Origin of the sequence: Yersinia enterocolitica, from assembly GCA_002082245.2 — a bacterium.
GTDB lineage: Bacteria > Pseudomonadota > Gammaproteobacteria > Enterobacterales > Enterobacteriaceae > Yersinia > Yersinia enterocolitica_E.
In genome coordinates this window covers 536,033-551,068 of record NBTC02000002.1, presented here as the reverse complement: position 1 = coordinate 551,068, position 15,036 = coordinate 536,033, and the positions used below count along the sequence as shown (strand labels likewise).

The following is a 15,036-nucleotide window of genomic DNA, read 5'->3' as shown; positions in this document are numbered from 1 at the left end:
GATTATCCTTAGCTGTTTTTTATTCATTTAAAACCAATTTAAAACAGAATAATTCGTCATCCCTCACAAATATCACATTCGATTTAAACCTGGTTGTGATTTTTAATGAATATCAAACCTCACCTTTTGGAGGAATAGTCATGACCACGATGAATACTTTAGTTTGCCTTGAACCAACCAAACTTATTTATCAAAAACGAACTCAACCGTTACCGAGAATTAATGAAGCCTTAATAAAGGTTTTAAATGTTGGTATTTGTGGCACAGATATACATGCCTGGGCAGGTAATCAACCGTTCTTTAGTTATCCCCGAGTATTGGGTCATGAAATTTGTGGCGAAATAATAGCGCTAGGGGATAACGTCAATAATATGCATGCCGGGCAACGCGTTGCCGTTATTCCTTATGTTGCTTGCCAGCACTGTAATTCCTGTCTCAGCGGTAAAACCAATTGCTGCGAAAACATTTCTGTTATTGGCGTCCATCAAGACGGGGGTTTCAGTGAGTATTTATCCGTCCCAGTCAGTAATTTATTGGTGGTCGACGATGTAGATCCCGTCTCGGCTGCATTGATTGAACCTTTTGCCATCAGCGCCCATGCTGTGCGCCGTGCCGATGTTCATCCTGATGAGCATGTTTTGGTGGTCGGTGCTGGCCCAATTGGCTTGGGTGTGGCCGCCATTGCGCAAGCCGATGGTGCCTATGTAGTGATGGCCGACACCAGTGCACAACGCCGTGAACATGTAGAAAACCTGTTGGATATCCGGACATTAGATCCCAGTGATGCCGGATTTGAGCAAAATTTACGCCAGCAATTTGCTGGCATGTTGCCACTAAAAGTTATTGATGCCACAGGTAACCAACGAGCAATGAATAACACCCTCAACTTTATCCGTCACGGGGGCAGCATTGTATTTGTGGGCTTATTCAAAGGTGATCTCAGTTTCCCTGATCCTGACTTCCATAAGAAAGAGACCACCATGATGGGCAGCAGAAATGCCACCTTTGAGGATTTTGACAAAGTGGGGAAATTAATGGCCGCTGGCAAATTATCGGCGGACATGATCCTGACACATCGTTTTGAATTCAATACCTTGGCAGATATTTATGAACAGCAGGTCGTGAAGAATAAAGATCTTATCAAAGGCGTTATTCAATTCTGATCTCACTCATTTTAAGGATATAACACCATGCTAACGTTAAACCGCGAAAACTTTCCTGGCCGTACTCACCCAGATAAAGTGATTCAATTTGGTGAAGGAAACTTCCTGCGCGCCTTTGTCGATTGGCAATTGGACCGACTAAATGAACATACCGACCTTAATGCCGGTGTCGTAGTGGTCCGCCCGATTAACAGTGATTTCCCCCCATCACTTAATACTCAGGATGGCTTATACACCACAATTATTCGCGGTTTAAACGAACAAGGTGAGAAAGTCAGTGATGCACGCATCATTCGCTCGGTTAACCGCGAAATCAATATTTATCAGGACTTTGACAGCTACCTCGCCCTCGCCCGTAATGAAGATATTCGCTGGGTGTTCTCCAATACTACGGAGGCTGGGATAAGTTATCTGGAAGATGATAAGTTTAGTGATACGCCTCCCGCCAGTTATCCTGCGAAATTAACGCGGCTCATGTTTGAGCGCTTTCAACATTTTTCCGGGGCAGCCGATAAGGGGTGGGTGCTATTGCCATGTGAGTTGATCGATTATAACGGCGAAGCATTGCTGGAGTTAGTCCTACGCTATGCGCAGTGCTGGAATTTAGGCGAAGGTTTCAGTCAATGGTTATTACAGCACAATACGTTTTGCTCTACATTGGTCGATCGTATCGTGACCGGCTATCCCCGTGATGAAGCTGTCGCCCTGGAAAACCACCTGGGTTATCACGATGCATTCCTCGATACCGCAGAACACTTTTACCTGTTGGTGATCCAAGGACCGCAATCATTAGCGCAGGAACTACGTCTGAATCAATACCCACTAAACATTCGAATCGTCGATGATATTAAGCCCTATAAAGAACGCAAAGTGGCAATTCTCAATGGGGCTCATACCGCATTGGTGCCGGTCGCATTTCTGGCGGGTTTAAATACAGTCGGCGAGGCCATGGCCGACACGCAAATCAGTCAATTCGTCGCACAACTGATCAGCGAAGAGATTATTCCAGTCTTGGATTTACCCGCGGATGAGCTACAAACCTTTGCTCAAGCCGTGTTGAGCCGTTTTCGTAACCCGTTTATTCAGCACCAACTGCTGTCTATTGCCCTCAATAGCATGACCAAATTCCGTACCCGTATTTTGCCTCAGTTGCTCTCCAGCCAGCAAAATAACGGGCAGTTACCGCCACGACTCACCTTTGCCTTTGCCGCCTTACTGATGTTTTATCGAGGAAAACGTGACGATGAATGTTTTGCATTACAGGATGATGCCCACTGGCTAAATTGTTTCGCCTCTATGTGGCACGACGTTGACGCCGGTTCACTGCCGATGGAGGGATTAGTGCGATTGGTATTAGCCGACGCCACCCATTGGGGGCAAGACCTCAATCACATCCCGCAGCTCACCAATAGCATTACTGAACAGTTGCAAACAATTAAACGTGTGGGGATGCGAGCTGCTTTAGCCGCTTACCGTTAAATATGTTTATCCGGGCAGATGATTTTATTTTCTGCCCGCCATCTAGTGCAGTCACCGTGCGGTTTAAGCACCATCGTGATGGATAAACTCAATACCATACAACCCACCAATAGCATTGATGGTTTCTAATAGATGCGCACCATCCGCTTGATGCGGGACGGTATCGCTCGCGGCTGAATGCGCTGGCCACCACAGGGGAAGCCCGATAAACCATGCTGTAATCTTAGCCATTGCTACCTCTGCGTTATTTATCTAGCGGGATGAAACTGATGCTTTAAGGGTAGATGCTGCCGCGCGCAAAGGTGAAATAACGATTATGGCTTTGGATATGCCAAATTTATCTATGAAGGCCAAAACTTAAGATAAAAATTAATAATTATGCATTTTAAAGATGCCAGCCATCAGCCAAGGCGTTATCTTAATTAGACATTCGCCCTGAAGGAGTTTCGCATGTTTGTTGTCAGTCTGACTTACCATCAACCTATCGATGTGGTCGAAGCACTCACTGAAAGTCATAAAGAGTGGTTGAAAAAGTACTATACACAAGGTGTTTTTATCGCATCAGGCCGTAAAGTGCCGCGTACCGGTGGCATTATTTTGGCCAAAAGTATTGCCCGTGAAGAGCTGGATAAGATATTGGCCGAAGATCCGTTTAATGCGGTTGCCGATTATAGCGTGACCGAGTTTATCGCCTCCATGGCTATCGAGTCGGTGGAAGCGTTGAAAACTCTGTGATGCTTTTATGCGATAAATCCTAACAGCAGCTATGGTTGATGCCATGGCTGCTGTTACAACGTATTGGTAGTTAATTCTGCCCGCTGTTGTCGTTGCGCCATAATACGGTGCAGATTGGCCTCAAGCCATACAGTCAGCCCTTCCACCTGCTCCTGAATCTCTTTCCCCAACGGCGTTAATTTATATTCCACATGAGGTGGTACTACCGGATAAGCAATACGCTCAACAAAACCATCTTCTTCAAGGTGTTGCAGAGTTTGTGCCAGCATCTTTTCACTAACACCGCCAATCTTTCTGCGCAACGCACTGAAACGCAGAGTCTCATTGCTTAACGCAATCAAGGCTAACACCCCCCAACGGCTGGTTACGCGCTTGAGCACTTCTCTTGAGGGACAATCAGCATTGAGTAATTCACCCCGCCGAACTTGTTCGGGAAACGAAACAGTGTGACTCAAATTTTGCGGCTCTATTATTTTCATACTAACCTTTTGGTGCGTACTTACGTAAAGTTAGTATATTGCATATGATGAACTTAAGGGCAACTTTCTGGCCAATTATGCGGTTTTATTCTTTGCCAACTGTCTGTCATCTTTCTCATAACATCAAATCTGGAGTGTCATTATGATCGCAGTAACCGGTGCCACAGGCCAATTGGGCCGCCTTGTTATCAATGCATTACTTAAAAAAGTGCCAGCCAGTGAGATTATTGCTGCGGTACGTACCCCGGACAAAGCCCACGAGCTGGCGGCGTTAGGTGTTCAAATCCGCAAAGCTGACTATAGCCAGCCAGCCACGCTGGATACCGCCTTTCAAGGTGTTGATAAACTACTGTTAATTTCATCGAGTGAAGTGGGTCAGCGTATTGCCCAACATAGCGCCGTGATCGCGGCGGCCAAGCGTGCAGGTGTTAAATTGTTGGCATATACCAGTTTGTTACATGCGGATAAAAGCCCACTGGGGTTAGGCGAAGAACACCGGGCCACCGAAGCACTATTACGTGAATCAGGTCTGCCCGTGGTGTTATTGCGTAACGGCTGGTATACCGAGAACTATGCAGCAAGTATCGCGCCAGCCCTGGCACACGGCGCATTTATCGGCGCAGTAGCTGAGGGGCGTATCGCCTCTGCCGCACGTGAAGACTATGCCGAAGCGGCCGCTGTGGTGCTAACGCAGGGAAACCAGGCGGGTAAAGTTTACGAATTAGCCGGTGACGATATCTATACACTGGCTGAATTCTCGGCAGAAATTGCCCGCCAGTCAGGTAAAGCTGTGGTGTACCACGATTTGTCTGAAGCCGATTTCAAGCAAGCATTGCTCGATGCCGGTTTACCTGATGTTTTCGCCAGCCTATTAGCAGATTCTGATGCTGGCGCAGCTAAAGGGGGGCTGTTTGATGACAGTCATACATTGAGCAAACTGATTGGCCGACCGCCAACGCCTTATGCAGATGTCATTGCAGCAACGCTAGCGACACGTTAAATCTATTCAAATATTCTCGGCCGGTTCCCCTTAAGTTACCGGCCGTTCTCCATTAGAACTTATAATAATGCCGGACTAAGACTTGGCAGCATCCAGTGCCTGAGCAAGATCATTGAGAATGTCATCAATATGCTCAATACCAATCGATAGACGCACCATATCCCGTGGTACGCCCGCCTTGATCAGCTCTTCATCGTTAAGCTGACGGTGGGTGGTTGACGCTGGGTGGCAAGCCAGTGATTTGGCATCACCAATATTCACTAAGCGCACGATCAAATTCAGCGCATCTATAAAACGCCCGCCCGCCTCCTGGCCGCCATGAATACCAAATGACAATATTGAGGCTGGTTTGCCACCTAAATAGCGCTGGGCCAGTTCATGCTCAGGATGATCAGGTAAGCCTGCGTATTTAACCCAACTGACTTGTGGATGGTTTTGCAAATAGTGCGCGACTTTCAGCGCATTTTCAGTATGACGCTCCATACGCAAAGCCAATGTTTCCAGCCCCTGCAAAATCAGGAAAGCATTGAACGGCGATAACGCAGCGCCAGTATTGCGCAATGGCACCACCCGGCAACGGCCAATATAGGCAGCCGCGCCGAATTGCTCGGTATAGGTCACGCCATGATATGACGGATCAGGGGTATTTAATTGAGCAAAACGCTCAGGGTATTGCGTCCAAGGGAACTTACCCGAATCCACCACGATACCGCCAATACTGGAACCATGACCGCCGATATATTTGGTCAATGAATGAACCACAATATCCGCACCGTGTTCAAATGGTCGACACAAGATTGGTGTTGCGACGGTATTATCGACAATCAATGGCACACCATGGCGATGAACCGCATCAGCCAATTTTTTCAAATCAACAATATTCCCAGCAGGATTACCAATTGATTCACAGAAAACTGCTTTAGTTCGGTCATCGATTAAGGCTTCCAATGCGGCGATATCATCATGATCGGCAAAACGGGTTTCTATCCCATAACGCGGTAACGTATGCGCCAGCAGATTGTAAGTCCCGCCGTACAACTTGGCCACCGACACAATATTATCCCCCACTTCGGCAATGGTTTGGATAGCATAAGTAATCGCCGCCATACCGGAAGCCACGGCCAGAGCGGCAATCCCCCCTTCGAGAGCGGCAACCCGTTTCTCCAGTACATCATTGGTGGGGTTCATGATGCGCGAGTAAATATTGCCGGCGACTTTTAAATCAAACAGATCAGCGCCATGCTGGGTATCGTCAAAAGCAAAGGAGGAAGTCTGGTAAATAGGTACCGCAACGGCTTTGGTGGTGGGGTCCGGTGAATAACCTGCATGAATAGATAATGTTTCTAATTTCATTCTTTATCCCTTGTTATATGACAATAGCCAGCGCCGCTGCCAACACGATGATATAACGTGACTAGTCATATTCTTAACTGGCGACGGAGGTGATGAAGAGAATAACAATAGAGGAATTAATGAGCAGTACCTACCTACAAAAGTAATTATTTAGCTATTAATTATAATTAAACGATATCGACATCCTCTCAGCCGCCATTCAGCCAGGTAGCGCTACGTTTCATCTATTCCATCCTGATAGATAACTTTCTCTTCTTATAAATCAATATACTGAATAAAAATATCTCTTCAGGGCTTTTCTGTCCACACCTCGCCGCACATACTGTATGCATAACCAGTTATTTTGTAAATCAGTCGTTTTTTTGTTATCACGCTCTCCCCTTAGATAACGCATTTGGAGGCTTTATGGGTGCATTCGGCAATGCTGCACAGGACTATATTGAAAAGAGAATCGACCTTAATGAACACTGCATTGAGCACCCAGCCGCCACCTTTTTCATGACCGCCAAGGGTGACGCCCTGAGTGATGCAGGTATTAACAACGGCGCACTGCTGGTGATAGATCGCAGTTTGCAGGCACAGCACGGCGATATTGTCGTTGCAACCATCGGGGGTGAGTTCAATATTAAGCGGCTTTATTTACGACCGGTTCCCCGCCTTGAGGCGCTGAATGCAGCCACTCCCCCACTCATATTATGTGAAGGGGATGAAGAGTGGGTTATCTTTGGCGTCATTGTATTTAGCATCAATAAGTTACGATAATGTTTGCTCTCGTTGACGTGAACTCATTTTATGCCAGTTGTGAAACGGTATTCAGGCCTGATTTGTATGGTCGCCCTGTGGTGGTGTTATCCAATAACGATGGCTGCGTGATTGCCCGTAGCCGGGAGGCTAAGGTCGTGGGTATTCCAATGGGGGCACCCTATTTCAAGATACAGCAAGTTATCCATCAGCATCGTGTTGTCGCGTTTAGCAGTAATTACGCACTCTACAGTGATATGTCTGCGCGGGTCATGACTATTCTTGAACAACTGGCCCCAGGGATTGAAATTTACTCAATCGATGAGGCATTTCTCAATCTTAATGGTGTACAGCATTGCATTACACTAGAAGAGTTTGGTCAGGGCGTGCGTGATAAAGTACGCAAATTGACTGGCCTAAATGTCGGTGTAGGCATCGCCCCAAGCAAGACTCTCGCCAAGCTGGCAAACCATGCTGCTAAGTTATGGCATAAAACGGGCGGTGTAGTCGATTTGTCCAATCCCATACGTCAACGCAAATTGCTGGCGCTGATGCCAGCGGCACAGGTATGGGGCGTGGGCCAGCGTACCGCAAAAAAGCTGGCAGTGATGGGGATAACCACCGCCCTTCAATTATCAGAGGCCAGCCCCGCGCTTATTCGCAAAAACTTTAGCGTCGTACTGGAACGGACAGTGCGAGAATTGCGCGGAGAAGCTTGTCTGGCGGTGGCTGAGTTCGCACCTACAAAACAACAAATAATCTGTTCGCGCTCATTTAGTAAACGCATTACAGAATATCAAAGTATGCATGAAGCCGTTTGTAGCTATGCCGAGAAAGCAGCAGAAAAGCTACGCAAGGAGCACCAATACTGTTGCCATGTATCAACCTTTATCAAAACCAGCCCTTTTGCCCGTAACGAGGTCTATTACAGTAACCTCGCCAGCACTCGCCTCAACTTTCCGACCTTGGATTCAAGGGATATTATTGCCGCAGCTCTCAAATGCCTAGCGGCAATTTGGCGACCCGGTCACCATTACCTGAAAGCAGGTATTATGTTGGGAGATTTTTCAAATCAGGGTATCGCGCAATTGGGTCTATTTGATGAGAGCAAACCGTACATTAACAGTGAATCATTGATGGCGGCTATCGACAAAATTAATCAATCCGGTAAAAGTAAAATTGCGTTTATCGGGCAAGGAGTTAATCAAGAATGGCAGATGAAACGTGAAATGTTATCACCTGCATATACTACCCGAATTCAAGATTGTCCTATCGCGGTTATCCGGTAACATAACTTAACGAATACCTCGGTGTACTGCTTATAGATGAATGTCACGTGAAAACGTTGATGGTTGGCAACAGAGGCTTAGTCCGCCCCGCATATAGAAAGGAATATTATGGGTGAATTTACCGGTTTTACTCAACATGGGCTGACATTCTTACAGCACATTGCTCACAACAATAACAAAGAATGGTTCGAGGAACATCGCGATATCTATGATCAGCATCTACTACAGCCAGTGCGAAAACTGGTTACCGACCTGAGTTCAGATATGCTGACTATTGATGAACTGTTTGAAGTTCGTCCGGCGATTGGCAAGACAATTTCTCGCATGAATCGCGATACCCGTTTCTCTCATGATAAGTCACTCTATCGCAGCAATATTTGGTTAACATTTAAAAGATCGCGTAAAAATTGGACGGATGCTCCAACTTACTTTTTCGAATTTGGCCCAGACTGGTGGCGTTATGGGTTGGGGTATTACAGCGCCTCGCGAGAAACAATGGATCTTTTCAGACAACAACTGCTCCGTGCTCCGGCTGATTTTCTCACCATAGCTGACTGTATTTATCCCAATTTCTCGATTGAGGGAGAGAGTTACAAGCGCCCTTTGATTAAAGATCTACCACCGGCATTGGCGGTCTGGTACAACAAGAAGTCGTGGGCATTAATTAGCCACCGCAGAGATATGGATTTATTATTTTCCAGACAACTGGTTGACCGGTTGAGTAAAGACTTTCTCCGTCTTTCACCTATCTATGATTTTTTGATGAAAATTGAAAGCTTGAAGAAAAGTCATAATCACTTTAGCTAGGCGAGAAGATTTACCCTATCCACGGTGCAAAAGTACAATACTCAAATGGGTTTAATCCATTTACAAGCATCAAAACCTTGCAAGCTGCACAGATGAAACATTAGATTTAGAACAGCTTGCTATTAAACGTCCATACGGTCTTATTCATCTTTTACCCCTGCCTTTCAGGGGTTTTACCTTTGATAGCGACTCAACTAATACCCCCACTACTGTAACAAATAGTTATTCATATATTCATAATCAATGGTCAGTTGTAAATAAAAAACTCATGAGCATCATCTTTTGCAACATTCAAACAGATTTGAACTATGTTTTATCTAAATAATAGACAAACAACTAGATGCAAGAGAATTCATTCACTCTTTTCATCAATTATATTTAATGCAGCCCTACAGTAAAGATCCCATCTAGTTGTTTTTAATGTATTTTTATATAACTTACATCACTTTAAATAATAGAATTATAATTGAATAAAAAAATAAATTTAAATATATTAATCATTTAATAAATACAATCTTGCCCCAGAAAAGTGCAATAGCATGAATAATCAGCACCATTATGGGGAATCAATAATTTAATTAATAAAAGTATAAAGTTTTATCTTATGAGGCCGATTACCGTCTGTAGTTATTGTATTCACCTGTTATCAGGGAACTCCCCCATTTACTGAGGTTATTATGAGAGTGAACAAGCCTGTCAGTCGGCAGGAGTATCCCATTGATCGCGATACCACCTTGCAATCCACCACCGATATTCACGGCAATATCGCCTATGCCAATGCCGCCTTTGTTCGCGCCAGTGGTTTTGAATATCAGGACTTACTGAGTCAACCGCACAATGTTGTTCGGCACCCAGATATGCCACCCGCGGCATTTGCTGACATGTGGCAAACCCTGAATGCTGGCTTATCCTGGTCATCACTGGTTAAGAATCGCCGTAAAAATGGTGACTACTATTGGGTACGCGCTAATGCTACGCCATTACGTCATGATGGCCGTCTGACCGGTTATATTTCGGTACGCATTGCCCCCACTCGCGAAGAAGTTAAACAAGCGGAAGCACTGTATGTCGATTTTAATTCGGGTAAGGCCAGGCAGCGCCACATAGCACTATATCGAGGGTTAGTTGTTCGTACCGGTTGGTTGTCTTTATTGTCGTTGTTCCAAAAATTACCATTACGCTGGCGCTTGCGCGGGGCATTATTGGGGGCAGCTTTACTCCCTACTGTGGCCGCCGGAGTGATAGGGATAACCGGTTTGCCATTACTCGTTTTGGCCGCAGTTAGCGTTGCCAGCAGCGTGGTGACCTCCTGGTGGTTAGAACGTCAGGTTGCCCACCCTATCGCCGCAATTTTGCAACAAGCGCAAGATGTCTCTTCTGGGCAAGCGGGTGATTACGTACAGCTAAATCGCGTTGATGAAATTGGTTACTTGATGCGGAGTGTCAATCAATTAGGGCTGAATCTCCGTTCTCTGACGGATGACGTTAGCGGCCAGGTTGATGGTATTAACACTGCCAGCAGTGAAATTGCCGCAGGGAATCGTGAGTTAAAAGTTAGAACTGAACAGGCTACCGCCAACTTGCAGCATATCGTCAGCGCCACAGAACAATTAGTGGCCACAGTACAGCACAGTGCTAATAGTGCCAATGAAACCACATCGTTGGCCGCGATGAGCAGCCATGCTGCAGAACAAGGCAGCGAGTTGATGCATCAAGTCATTGAAACTATGGGTACGATTAATGCCTCCAGTCATCGTATTGTAGATATTATCAGTGTCATTGAAGGAATCGCCTTTCAGACCAACATTCTGGCGCTCAATGCGGCGGTTGAAGCGGCACGTGCTGGCGAACAAGGTCGAGGGTTTGCGGTAGTTGCCAGCGAGGTACGCCATCTGGCTCAGCGCTCTTCAACCGCGGCCAAAGAAATAAAACAATTAATTGAAACCAGTGTGGAGCGGGTTCGTGACGGTAGCGCCTTAGTGCAAAATGCTGGGGCCACCATGGATAATATCGTCAAACAAGCGGGTCAAGTTTCTACCCTAATCAGTGAAATCAGCACCTCAACCCATGAACAGACACAGGCACTTGGTCAAATTAACCAATCGATCGGTCAGTTAGATCAAATGACACACCAGAATGCGGCCATGGTTGAACAGTATGCCGGAGCGGCAGAAGAATTGGCGCATCGCACCCTGCGCCTAACAGCGGCTGTTCGAATTTACCGCCCAGTAAAATGAGATAGGTTGTTAGATACATAACGCTGAAATAGTGCCAGCACTGATACTCCAACGCCCTACTTCGGTAGGCTTTGGTGAGGTGTTTAAGAACAGCATCCAGTAATGTTCATATTAAAATTAGCGGAGAGTGTCGCAAGATATTCTCCGCTAATGTCAGATAAGATATGACCCGTCATGACTTAAGGCTATTGGCCTGACATCTCAGATGTAATCCTTTATTTTCAGCATAATATAATATGCCCAGTAGCCATAATACTGCCGCGTTTAACGTCGCCAGAAGGCTGAGTATCATTTTTTAAAAATATCACTTCGCTTTAATAAATAAACATAATTACAACGTTCCATCGTGGGATGAAAATTAATCGCCCCTAAAAAATGATAATAATCAAAATGATGACCAATCCTTAACTCAGCCATGTTCGGTAACTGTGTTAAATATAATAGCAGTGAAGATATACATAATTTACTCATAGAGTAACAATTAAAGGATTTGATAAATGAATTATCACACCACATACTTATAAAAAAATTAAACACAAAATAATATATTAAACGATAATTCCCCACAAAAAACACAATGTCATCATGTGCACCAAACTTAGCATTAACGATATTTATCACAAACAAATTAATAATAAGTTTGATAATTAAATAAACAGTAGAATAAGGTTATTTACAAAATATCAAACTGCAATATTACCAATTAATACTTATATATTGTTGCATAAAAATCTAAAAAAACACTTAACTATCGAGGTAAAAATCATGAGTAACAATAAATTACAACTTCGGCATGGCCGGGTCACTGATCCTCAAACACGAGGCTTGGTAGCAACTGATTTAGGATTGATTGCTGAATGGGAAAATAATGAAATGGAAGGAGGAAAAAACTTCCCTGATTTGACAGGCGGTTCTTTCGTCCCCCCTTACGAAATGGATAGTTGGAGCAACCCACCACCCCCTGATGGCCTTATTCTCAGTGGTGGTCACCGCGGTAATCGAGAGGTGGTGAATTTCACCGATAAAGAAATGCAACACAAGCTACGGTCTATCGGTCACCCTAATGATAACTTTACCTGGCCAACTATCGTGGTTAACCCAGGCAGTGACCTTGATATATATTGGGCCTACACTGTTGCTCATGTTACTCGTGGTTATCGTTGGTTTATTACCAAAGATGATTGGAACCCAGCAGAACGTATTACACGGGCTCAATTAGAGCCAGCACCGTTTTATGAAGATATCTATCCTTATGTTCCTTATTACTCGCACAACGATAAGTTAGTGGCTAAAATCGAGCACAAGGTTCATTTACCTAAAGGTAAAAAAGGCCATCACGTCATTATTCTGGCATGGATTGTTGCAGACTCAGGCAATGCGTTTTATCAAGCATGTGATGTCGACTTTGGTCAATAAATAATTAGGCTTTATCTAATTTAGCCAATCTCACTATGCAGGTGGATAAATTTCACCTGTATTTTTATACGATAGCAATAAATAAAAATCCCGCTATAGTAGTTAGGTAGTTACTCAATTATTAAATAAGGAGTTTTATGTCATCACTTAATCAAACATCTGTCCGCGCTCACAAAGGTGAAACTGATGCAAACTTACCTGGTGAAGATCATCTGATCGCCCATGAAGCTTTGCTTGTCGCGTTAATGGTTGAATGTGCTAATGAGTCAGATAACGATCAGTTCCTGGCCAGTGTCCGAGAGACGCTTAGCGGCATCTTACACTCAGCACGTTATCTGGATGCCAGCAAAATAGCCAAAGGCCTGCTCGATGAGGCTGATGATAAAGCCAACCGTTAGTCTATAGCCCTCATCATTGAGGGCTTTTTATTGGTTCATCCTCAGGGTCGTGCCGGTTGTTCAACAATGGCAATAACATGATAATCAACCAATTAAAACGACAACATGATCCATTAAGGTCACACGGTGGTATCGCGTCAGGCGATTAACCTGATTACCCGCATATACAGCAGCACTGTCGTCCTTACTACTGATATCTCCCATCTGAACACCGTATTTTCTGCATCATTGGCTGAAGTATCTACTGGAACATCGCTATCGTGGCGGCTGTACAGGCCTGTGCTAAGGCAAAGGTGAAGGAAATAATAATTGGGTGATCTAGTGACTAAAAAGTCATTTTCGCTCACTCTGTCCATGATTTTTATATGGTTTTACGTTATCGTTATTGTACTTTGCGTATTCGACCTAAAAGATCAATTCGGCAAGGTTTATGAAGCCAAAAAATACAAGGAGGAAAAGTGCTGCTGGATAAATTCTTGCTAGTTGCCATTATGGTTTTATTATCACTTTTTACCTGGTTGTTTTTCTCACCATACCATATGTATTCAATAGTTTATGAGTTTTTAGAGGTATTTGGTTTTAAAGAGGGATACAACAGTTTAGGCATCACTTCAGCCACGGCAACACCGGAATAAACAGATAAATAACAGGTGCCACATCGGGCACCTGTCTTATTTATTTCACAGCCAACTTTATTGACTACTGATTTCATTTTGCTCTTTCGGCGGCAGAACTGAATAACTGGCAACTATCGCCGTAAGAATAATAAACAGATGCCCTTCTGAAGAGTCGAGTAAGAAGGAATTAAACAAGTGGCAAGCCAAATAGGCACCAAGTAATGCAATCAGCACATTTCTAACCTGAGCAGATAAACGCCATGCGGAGCGGAAATAACACCACATCCATCCCAGGAATAAGGCTAACCCGACCAATCCCGACTGAACTGTCTGCATCAGATATTCATTATGTGGATTGATGCTATACGCACTTTGCGAGAAAGAATACCAAAAACCCCCAGCCCCATGACCCAATATCGGCGCATCCTCAATCAACTTCACTGAGGCGAGCATAAATGCGGTACGTAGCCCCATCGAGCTATCACAGGAAACATTAGCATCACCATTCGAGACGGCCAGACAGGTTTTAACCTCAGTCACGCCCTGCTGCAACCGATCTACCGCCCGGTTAGGCACCATAAGTACAATGGCCGCGACGATAAATGCGCAAACGACCATCGCCAAGCGCTGGCGGATTGACAGTGACAGTAACCCCCACAGGCCAAATGCCGCGGCCAATGCAACATAGCCGGTGCGGCCTTGCACCATAAACACAATGTTATAGATAGCCAAACACATCAACAGACCATAACCCCAACGCTTCCATCCTTGGCTTCTAAAAGCCAGAGCAAGCCAGATAACGGCGGCCAGTGCCATAAAGAAATTATGCGTAATTTGCAGTTTAAACACAGAGGGATTCAGTGGATCGATATGCCCCAACGGCAGATGGAGAAGGCCAACCCACAGGCTGGCTGCCAGGATAACGGCATTTGCCAGTAAAAAACCTTTGGCAAAATAGCCAGCCAATGAACGTGACAGCACAAAGAACATCGCTAACGGTAAGATATACAGTAATTTGGAGTACTTGCTGACCATCACTTTGCCGTATAGGTTATGCTGCCAGAGCAACGACAGTGCCAGCAGCATGAACATAATGGCAGGCAACCAAATCAACGGATTCTTTGCCAACGTTTTCACATAGCGAGTATCGCGGTTCAGCAGCAAACAGATGACAGCTAACACCATCGACAAATTCATTATGAAATTAGAAGTGGGTAGACCAATACCTAACAGGAATGCCGTAGCACAGGAAAACATGCCAACATATCGATGCACTGGCGCTGAGCCGGGCAAAGAAGTAGAAACCGGAGAAATCATAAGTC

At 45.0% G+C, this 15,036-nt stretch carries 13 protein-coding genes and 1 pseudogene; 10 read left to right on the top strand and 4 right to left on the bottom strand.

Annotated features, from left to right (window positions below; all coding sequences use genetic code 11):
• Positions 1 to 140 precede the first annotated feature (140 nt).
• From A6J66_003795 to A6J66_003785, 3 genes are all read left to right on the top strand, one after another.
• Complete coding sequence (locus A6J66_003795) at positions 141 to 1,163, top strand: galactonate oxidoreductase (protein PNM23395.1); 1,023 nt, start codon at positions 141 to 143, stop codon at positions 1,161 to 1,163.
• A gap of 27 nt (positions 1,164 to 1,190) precedes the next feature.
• On the top strand, positions 1,191 to 2,642 hold the full coding sequence (locus A6J66_003790) for a tagaturonate reductase (protein ID PNM23394.1): 1,452 nt from the start codon (positions 1,191 to 1,193) through the stop codon (positions 2,640 to 2,642).
• Positions 2,643 to 3,092: 450 nt separating this feature from the next.
• Positions 3,093 to 3,377, top strand: a complete 285-nt coding sequence (locus A6J66_003785) for a hypothetical protein (GenBank protein ID PNM23393.1) — start codon at positions 3,093 to 3,095, stop codon at positions 3,375 to 3,377.
• A 53-nt stretch (positions 3,378 to 3,430) separates the two neighbouring features.
• Here A6J66_003785 and A6J66_003780 read toward each other — a convergent pair whose 3' ends face one another.
• Positions 3,431 to 3,856: a transcriptional regulator gene (locus tag A6J66_003780; GenBank protein ID PNM23392.1), complete on the bottom strand. Its 426-nt coding sequence runs from the start codon at positions 3,854 to 3,856 to the stop codon at positions 3,431 to 3,433.
• A gap of 142 nt (positions 3,857 to 3,998) precedes the next feature.
• Here A6J66_003780 and A6J66_003775 point away from each other — a divergent pair, with 142 nt between their 5' ends.
• The gene (locus A6J66_003775; GenBank protein ID PNM23391.1) at positions 3,999 to 4,856 is read left to right on the top strand and encodes an SDR family NAD(P)-dependent oxidoreductase; all 858 of its coding nucleotides are present in this window, start codon (positions 3,999 to 4,001) and stop codon (positions 4,854 to 4,856) included.
• Positions 4,857 to 4,931: 75 nt separating this feature from the next.
• On the opposite strand, the gene A6J66_003770 is transcribed toward A6J66_003775, so the two are convergent.
• A complete protein-coding gene (locus A6J66_003770) occupies positions 4,932 to 6,209 on the bottom strand; it encodes an aminotransferase class V-fold PLP-dependent enzyme (protein PNM23390.1) in 1,278 nt (425 codons plus the stop codon).
• Positions 6,210 to 6,614: 405 nt separating this feature from the next.
• On the opposite strand from A6J66_003770, the gene A6J66_003765 reads away from it, so the two are divergent.
• From A6J66_003765 to A6J66_003750, 4 genes are all read left to right on the top strand, one after another.
• Positions 6,615 to 6,971: a UV protection and mutation protein gene (locus tag A6J66_003765; protein PNM23389.1), complete on the top strand. Its 357-nt coding sequence runs from the start codon at positions 6,615 to 6,617 to the stop codon at positions 6,969 to 6,971.
• Positions 6,971 to 8,239, top strand: a complete 1,269-nt coding sequence (locus tag A6J66_003760; GenBank protein PNM23388.1) for a translesion error-prone DNA polymerase V subunit UmuC — start codon at positions 6,971 to 6,973, stop codon at positions 8,237 to 8,239. Before A6J66_003765 ends, A6J66_003760 begins: the two co-directional genes overlap by 1 nt.
• 105 nt (positions 8,240 to 8,344) lie before the next feature.
• On the top strand, positions 8,345 to 9,046 hold the full coding sequence (locus tag A6J66_003755) for a TIGR02453 family protein (protein ID PNM23387.1): 702 nt from the start codon (positions 8,345 to 8,347) through the stop codon (positions 9,044 to 9,046).
• A 677-nt stretch (positions 9,047 to 9,723) separates the two neighbouring features.
• Complete coding sequence (locus A6J66_003750) at positions 9,724 to 11,283, top strand: PAS domain S-box protein (GenBank protein PNM23386.1); 1,560 nt, start codon at positions 9,724 to 9,726, stop codon at positions 11,281 to 11,283.
• 106 nt (positions 11,284 to 11,389) lie between these two features.
• On the opposite strand, the pseudogene A6J66_003745 reads toward A6J66_003750, so the two are convergent.
• Positions 11,390 to 11,575: pseudogene (locus tag A6J66_003745) on the bottom strand (IS4 family transposase).
• Between the two features lie 473 nt (positions 11,576 to 12,048).
• On the opposite strand from A6J66_003745, the gene A6J66_003740 reads away from it, so the two are divergent.
• A complete protein-coding gene (locus A6J66_003740; protein PNM23385.1) occupies positions 12,049 to 12,699 on the top strand; it encodes a chitin-binding protein in 651 nt (216 codons plus the stop codon).
• A 137-nt stretch (positions 12,700 to 12,836) separates the two neighbouring features.
• Complete coding sequence (locus A6J66_003735; protein ID PNM23384.1) at positions 12,837 to 13,097, top strand: hypothetical protein; 261 nt, start codon at positions 12,837 to 12,839, stop codon at positions 13,095 to 13,097.
• Between the two features lie 692 nt (positions 13,098 to 13,789).
• Here the strand turns inward: A6J66_003735 and A6J66_003730 are convergent.
• Positions 13,790 to 15,007: an O-antigen ligase family protein gene (locus A6J66_003730; protein ID PNM26884.1), complete on the bottom strand. Its 1,218-nt coding sequence runs from the start codon at positions 15,005 to 15,007 to the stop codon at positions 13,790 to 13,792.
• Positions 15,008 to 15,036: the final 29 nt, after the last annotated feature.

Coding starts and splice junctions, on each gene's coding strand:
- A6J66_003780 (PNM23392.1), bottom strand. CDS start 3,856: ATGAAAATAATAGAGCCGCAAAATTTGAGTCACACTGTTTCGTTTCCC.
- A6J66_003740 (PNM23385.1), top strand. CDS start 12,049: ATGAGTAACAATAAATTACAACTTCGGCATGGCCGGGTCACTGATCCT.
- A6J66_003775 (PNM23391.1), top strand. CDS start 3,999: ATGATCGCAGTAACCGGTGCCACAGGCCAATTGGGCCGCCTTGTTATC.
- A6J66_003735 (PNM23384.1), top strand. CDS start 12,837: ATGTCATCACTTAATCAAACATCTGTCCGCGCTCACAAAGGTGAAACT.
- A6J66_003795 (PNM23395.1), top strand. CDS start 141: ATGACCACGATGAATACTTTAGTTTGCCTTGAACCAACCAAACTTATT.
- A6J66_003765 (PNM23389.1), top strand. CDS start 6,615: ATGGGTGCATTCGGCAATGCTGCACAGGACTATATTGAAAAGAGAATC.
- A6J66_003785 (PNM23393.1), top strand. CDS start 3,093: ATGTTTGTTGTCAGTCTGACTTACCATCAACCTATCGATGTGGTCGAA.
- A6J66_003790 (PNM23394.1), top strand. CDS start 1,191: ATGCTAACGTTAAACCGCGAAAACTTTCCTGGCCGTACTCACCCAGAT.
- A6J66_003760 (PNM23388.1), top strand. CDS start 6,971: ATGTTTGCTCTCGTTGACGTGAACTCATTTTATGCCAGTTGTGAAACG.
- A6J66_003770 (PNM23390.1), bottom strand. CDS start 6,209: ATGAAATTAGAAACATTATCTATTCATGCAGGTTATTCACCGGACCCC.
- A6J66_003750 (PNM23386.1), top strand. CDS start 9,724: ATGAGAGTGAACAAGCCTGTCAGTCGGCAGGAGTATCCCATTGATCGC.